This is a genomic window from Coleofasciculus sp. C1-SOL-03, assembly GCF_040220555.1.
Classification (GTDB): domain Bacteria; phylum Cyanobacteriota; class Cyanobacteriia; order Cyanobacteriales; family Coleofasciculaceae; genus Coleofasciculus.
Genome location: NZ_JAVJUO010000237.1, coordinates 1 through 5,771 on the forward strand (window position 1 = coordinate 1; position 5,771 = coordinate 5,771).

Here is a 5,771-nt window from a genome sequence, read left to right on the forward strand (position 1 = left end):
CCGTACAAAATTAGGTTCGGTCAAGCTAACTTCTAAAAGCCGAAACGCCCGATTTTTCGTTCTCACTCTTCCTTGTCTACTGGTCTACCTGTCTTCCTTGTCTTACCTCAACCCCAATCTTAAAAAACCTACCCTTATGAGGGGTTAGGGAGGGGTCAGATCAAGGTATGGCTTTGTTGATCAAGTAAAGGGCGACCCGATCAAATTAAATGGATTGGAGTTGTTAATTCATGCAAGCATCTCGCCCCGACAAAGTGCGATCGCGAATGTTCCCCAACTCCGGTAAGATAGATGGCTACACTCGTAGACTATCCCCATTCCCCAATGACCCGATTTCCCCACGACCAATTTGCTAAGAAATACCTCGACCAACTCTTATCCCCGATTGGAAAAGTTACAACCAGTCACAACATTGCTGGGGAAGTGCGCGAGGTTGACGTCTTATTCATCCCCACCTCTGTCTCAAATGACTACCTCCTCTCACTGGGACTTTTAGGGCGCTTCGCCACAACGTCCGCCGTCTTTGAACCCTTTCGCAATCCTGTCACCTGCGATCAAATTTGTGATTGTATTGCCAAATTGTTTGACCTACATCGGGAATTGAGACGACGCGCCCGACGGGAATCCACCTCCCTGAACTCAAGTGAACTCCCCCGACTATGGATACTCACTCCCACCGCCTCAACCCCCTTACTCGATAGTTTTGGCGCCTTGGGCGACGAACAAAACTGGTTAACTGGACTCTATTTTCTCCATGAGGCGTTCCGAACAGCTATCGTCGTCATCCACCAACTCCCTCGTATCCCAGAAACCCTCTGGTTGAGACTTCTCGGAAAAGGCACGATCCAACAACAAGCCATCGAGGAAATCACCACATTACCCCAAGACAGCCAACTACGAGAGTTTACGCTAGAGTTATTGTATGACTTGCAAGCCAACTTACAAGCCAACCAAGACCAAAAATTAGACACAGAGGACAGGGCGTTAATTATGGCATTAGCACCCCTTTATCGGCAACAACTGGATGCAGCTCGGCAACAAGCCAGGGAAGAAGCGATGCAACAAGGTTTGCAACAAGGTTTGCAACAAGGACAACGGCTGATTATCGAAAACTTGCTACAGAATCGCTTGGGACAGTTGACTCCCACCCTGGCTGCTTTAATCACTCCTTTATCGGAATTACCCTCTCAGCAGTTAACCCCATTTCTCTTGCAACTATCTCAACTGGAAAACAGTGAATCAGCTATTCAACAAGCACAGCATTTCATTGTCGAAAATTTGCTGAGAACTCGTTTTGGAAAATTGGATGCTCAACTGACAACACTAGTCTCTTCTTTATTAGCATTACCCCCCCAACAGTTAAGCCAATACCTCTCGCAACTACCGCAGCTATCCCGTGAGCAACTCCTAGCTCGATTTCCCTAAGCCAGTCCTTAAATTTGTATCGTTCCCTCCCCTTGAAGGGGAGGGTTAGGGAGGGGTCAGATCAAGGCGTTGCTTTGTTTACTAAGTAAAGGGCGACCCGATCCAATTGAAGGGATTTGAGTTGTTCATTGATGCAGGCGGGTCGCCCCTACACACGGGCGACAAACGGTGCGATCGCCTGTTCTCGCCTGGTCAATTCCATCATGCGATCGCGCCAAGCTTATCTGCCAATCATGCTACCCAGTTTTCCCAAGTCAAGCCGGTAATTCGGGAAAATTCTCTCACGTTATTGGTAACTAAAGTGATATTATAAGCAAGAGCTTGGGAAGCAATAAGTAAATCCATTGCACCCATCACAATGCCCATTTTTTCTAATTCTGCTCTCATTTTGCCATAAGTTTGTGTTGTTTGGGCGTCAAAAGGTAAAATTTCCAGCATTATTAAAAACTGACTCAACGCCGCCCTGTGCCAGTTCTTGAGTTCCCTTCCGGTCAATTCCATCATGCGATCGCTCCTGTTTCCTATTCCCGTCAATTCAATCGTGCGATCGCTTCCTTATTCCTACTTCCGTCAATTTGATCGGGCGCAGGTCGGTCATTGGTGTCAACTATGCCAAGGTTGTGCCTATATTATTGCAGAATACTCACTATTTTCTCAGTGACATTTACGGGTAGCCTTAACCAATCCTAAGATTTGCTAAACTATGAATTAACCATGACATAGGGATGGACAATGGCTCCTGCTACTGATATTCACCAAAAAGCGATTCTCTTCGAGACGCTTCGCGAACGCGCTGATTGGACAGCTACCTCAGGACAAATTGATAGCAGTTGTACAGCTATTGGAATTTTTAGCGCAGCCGCCTCAGTCGAGTACAGTTAGTCCCCAGGAAACCCAATTGCTTGAGGTGATAGAGAGCCATATCTCTGAAGAGGAACAGGTACATTTAAACACATTACGCGATCGCTGTGAATGGGGTGAACTGAACGAAGCGGAATATCAGGAACTAATTGGTTACGAAGACTTGTTAGAGGAGAAGCGAGTAAAACGATTAGAAGCTCGAAGTGGATAGTAACATTCAAAAAGAAGAATTTAGCTCTGCTTATAGCAGGAGAACGGTTATGAATGTAACAGTTAAAGACATTGAATTACTCAAAGCCATACATCCCCAACAGGTAGCGGCTTACTTACAGGCACAGGGTTGGCAACAAAAGCAGCAAATCGCGGATCAGGCAATAATTTGGATGAAAGACAATCAGTCCCACGGACAATTTAACCTTGTTTTACCCCTAAATCCTGACGTTCCTGATTTTCCCGTTTCCATGAATCGGCTGCTGGAAACCCTTTCCCAAGCTGAAGAACGTTCTCAACTTGATATTCTCAAAAATTTAATTAGTCAACTGTCCAACCGGACGATTCAGGGAGTCGTCATGGAAATTTACTCGCCTAACCCCGACCAACTCAGTGGCAAACTTACACTGATCGGTGTAATTTTTGATCAGTTATGGAAAATCAAAACCGAGTTATTTGACCACAACTATATTCAAGCCATTAAAGCTTATCAAGAGCGCATCCCTATATCCTGCACCGGGGATTTAATTAAAGAAGATAACATCTTTATCCTGAAAAATCCTCGGAATTTTACCCTAGATGAAGCCTGGAAAAATTAAAAGAGATAATTCTTGCGAACAAACGGTTGATTGAACCTAATCTGCCGAATCCGGACAGTGCGATCGCTCCTGTTTCCCATTTCCGTCAATTACAGCGCTTTTCAAGTAAGTGAGGTACACAGACAGATCTTCGACTTCTTTGTTGAAACCCTGATGATCCCAAATAAATTGAATTCTGCAAGTCGGGAATCTACCGGACAGTTGACAAGGATTGTGGCTTAAGTTGACACGGATGCAAGACGAGGCGCTCCTACATTCAGTAAAATAAACCTCATCACCATCGACGATCACAACCTAAAATGACTCAATCTCCCCACAACCAATTTGCTACCGATTACCTCAACCAAGTCTTATCCCCAATCGGACTGGTTAAAACCCGGTATGAAATCCCTGAACCCGTACAAGAAATTGACATTTACTTCACACCCAACGCCACAGCAAGTGATGACCTACTTTCTCTAGGACTTCTGGGACGCTTCGCCCAAACTCCCGCCCTATTTGAACCTTTTGGCGACGCCGTAACCCCTGATCAAATCCGCGATTGTTTGAGTAAACTGTTTCACCTGCATGTCAAGCTAGACCAACGAGCTAAGCAAGAAAATAGGTCGCTTAACGAAGAGGAACTGCCTCGATTGTGGATACTCATCCCCACCGCATCAGCCAGTTTACTAGAGGGTTTTGCCGCCTTACCTGATGAACAAAACTGGTTAAGTGGAATCTACTTTATGCCGGAGTTTTACTATACCGCCATTGTGGTTATTGATCAACTTCCCCCCACCCCAGAAACTCGGTGGTTAAGACTTCTTGGTACAGGACAGGTCAAACAGCAAGCCATTGACGAATTAAGCGCATTACCCAACGATCGCCCAAAAACGATTCAACGAGGTATGCGACAAGGGATACAAGCAGGACAACGGCTAATTATCAACAACGTCCTCAGAACTCGCTTGGGCGATTTGACTCCCACCCTCGCCGCTTTAGTCACGCCCTTATCAGCATTACCCCCTCAGGAGTTAACCCCCTTTGTGTTAAAGTTTTCTCAACTCGAAAATAACGCAGCCGGAAGCCAACAGGCGCAGCATTTTATTGTGGAAAATTTGCTGAAAATTCGTTTTGGAGAATTAGATGCTCAACTGCTGGCACGGGTAACTCCTATATTACAATTACCGCCTCAAGAGTTAAGCCAATACCTCTCACAATTGTCTCAGATATCCCGTGATCAACTTCTGGAGCGATTTCCTGAAGCTAGCCCTTCAACATCGCCATAACCAAGATCGAGCGATCGCTCCCTTCTATTTCTCCTGCTGAAAACCGCTTTGACACAAAGGGGGGGAGGAAAGGGTGCATGTCAACGCAAGTATAGTAACCGACATAGCGGTTAGGACACATCATTGATGTAGAGACGTTGCATGCAACGTCTCTACAATGGTGACGAAAGTCCTAATCAATGTGTCTACTGCTATAGGTTGCGCCCTTGGAACGTAGGCGAAGCCTTCTCGTACTCCTTTGGAGTTCCCGAAGGGTAGAGTAACCCAACTTATCCGGTGAGCCTCCCGTGAGGAAAGGGCGACCCGATACAATGGAGTGGACAGGAGTTATTAATTGATGCAGGCGGGTCGCCCCTACAGACCGTCCTAAAGAATAATCCATACATTTACCCAAAATGCTGACCCAATCGTCTCAATCCTTACGTCAATCTCTCTTCCCTTCCCTAATAGCCCTTCTCTGTATCATTGTCGTGGGAGGGTTACAAATTCCCCAACTCAATCAACTCCAAGGCAAAGGCGAAACACCGTCTCCCACAGAACTGCAACGCCAAATCGAAGCTGAAAAGGTGCGCCTCAATCTCCTTCAGAAAGTACCAACATTCGGATTTGATAACCTATTAGCCGATTGGGTTTTTCTCAATTTCCTGCAATATTTCGGTGATGATCAAGCTCGTGATGTCACGGGCTATCAACTGAGTCCAGACTACTTTGAAGTGATTCTAACCCGTGACCCCCGTTTCTTAGACGCCTACTTTTTCCTTTCCGGTAGCACGTCTCTCTATGCGGGTATGCCAGATCGGTCAGTCGAACTGATGGAAGAAGGACTCCAACAGCTTTCCCCTCAAGTCCCCCGCAAATCCTATTACATCTGGCGTTATAAAGCAATCGACGAACTATTATTCCTGGGTGACGCCCAAGCCGCCCGCCAATCCTTCGAGAAAGCCGCAGAATGGGCAAGCACTTATGAAGATGAAGAAAGTCAGTATGTCGCCTCAATTTCCCGCCAAACTGCCCAATTTCTTGAGCGCAATCCCTCCAGCAAATCAGCCCAAGTCAGTGCGTGGTCAATGGTGCTGCAAAACGCCATGGACGATCGCACTCGTCAGCGTGCCATTAATCAGATTGAAGCACTCGGCGGTAAAGTCGTCACTACCCCAGAAGGTGCTGTCAAGATTCAACTCCCACAAAGGGATTAAAGTCTGGAGGGAAGCTGGGGGAGCTGGGGGAGTTAACTCAAAACTCTACATTCCCTATTCCCTGACAAATGACCGATATAATTTTGCTAACTTATGCTAACAATGCACTCTAAAAGACAAGCTCTTAGAGAGGGGATATCTCCCAAAGCCCGTAGGAAAATCCCACGGGCGCCGTTAATGTCCCTGTCCATCCGAAATCCATCACCACCAAC

General features: G+C 46.4%; 8 protein-coding genes. 7 read left to right on the forward strand and 1 reads right to left on the reverse strand.

The window, feature by feature from the left end:
• Window positions 1-291: 291 nt before the first annotated feature.
• Entirely contained in the window at window positions 292-1,425 is a 1,134-nt protein-coding gene (locus tag RIE73_RS35940; RefSeq protein ID WP_446405723.1) for a flagellar assembly protein H, read from the forward strand.
• A gap of 131 nt (window positions 1,426-1,556) precedes the next feature.
• Window positions 1,557-1,691 (forward strand): hypothetical protein, encoded by a 135-nt coding sequence (locus RIE73_RS35945; RefSeq protein WP_446405724.1) that lies wholly within the window; start codon window positions 1,557-1,559, stop codon window positions 1,689-1,691.
• Here the strand turns inward: RIE73_RS35945 and RIE73_RS35950 are convergent.
• Window positions 1,657-1,929 (reverse strand): type II toxin-antitoxin system VapC family toxin, encoded by a 273-nt coding sequence (locus RIE73_RS35950; RefSeq protein WP_446405725.1) that lies wholly within the window; start codon window positions 1,927-1,929, stop codon window positions 1,657-1,659. The genes RIE73_RS35945 and RIE73_RS35950 overlap by 35 nt on opposite strands.
• Here RIE73_RS35950 and RIE73_RS35955 point away from each other — a divergent pair.
• The 5 genes from RIE73_RS35955 to RIE73_RS35975 all read left to right on the forward strand — a co-directional run bounded on the left by RIE73_RS35955 (window position 1,928) and on the right by RIE73_RS35975 (window position 5,559).
• Complete coding sequence (locus RIE73_RS35955; protein ID WP_446405726.1) at window positions 1,928-2,086, forward strand: hypothetical protein; 159 nt, start codon at window positions 1,928-1,930, stop codon at window positions 2,084-2,086. The two genes, RIE73_RS35950 and RIE73_RS35955, sit on opposite strands and share 2 nt — an antisense overlap.
• A 159-nt stretch (window positions 2,087-2,245) precedes the next feature.
• A complete protein-coding gene (locus RIE73_RS35960; RefSeq protein ID WP_446405727.1) occupies window positions 2,246-2,497 on the forward strand; it encodes a hypothetical protein in 252 nt (83 codons plus the stop codon).
• Between the two features lie 49 nt (window positions 2,498-2,546).
• On the forward strand, window positions 2,547-3,095 hold the full coding sequence (locus tag RIE73_RS35965; protein ID WP_446405728.1) for a hypothetical protein: 549 nt from the start codon (window positions 2,547-2,549) through the stop codon (window positions 3,093-3,095).
• Window positions 3,096-3,394: 299 nt separating this feature from the next.
• Window positions 3,395-4,363: a flagellar assembly protein H gene (locus RIE73_RS35970; protein WP_446405729.1), complete on the forward strand. Its 969-nt coding sequence runs from the start codon at window positions 3,395-3,397 to the stop codon at window positions 4,361-4,363.
• 395 nt (window positions 4,364-4,758) lie between these two features.
• Window positions 4,759-5,559: a hypothetical protein gene (locus RIE73_RS35975; RefSeq protein ID WP_446405730.1), complete on the forward strand. Its 801-nt coding sequence runs from the start codon at window positions 4,759-4,761 to the stop codon at window positions 5,557-5,559.
• The last annotated feature ends 212 nt before the right edge of the window (window positions 5,560-5,771 follow it).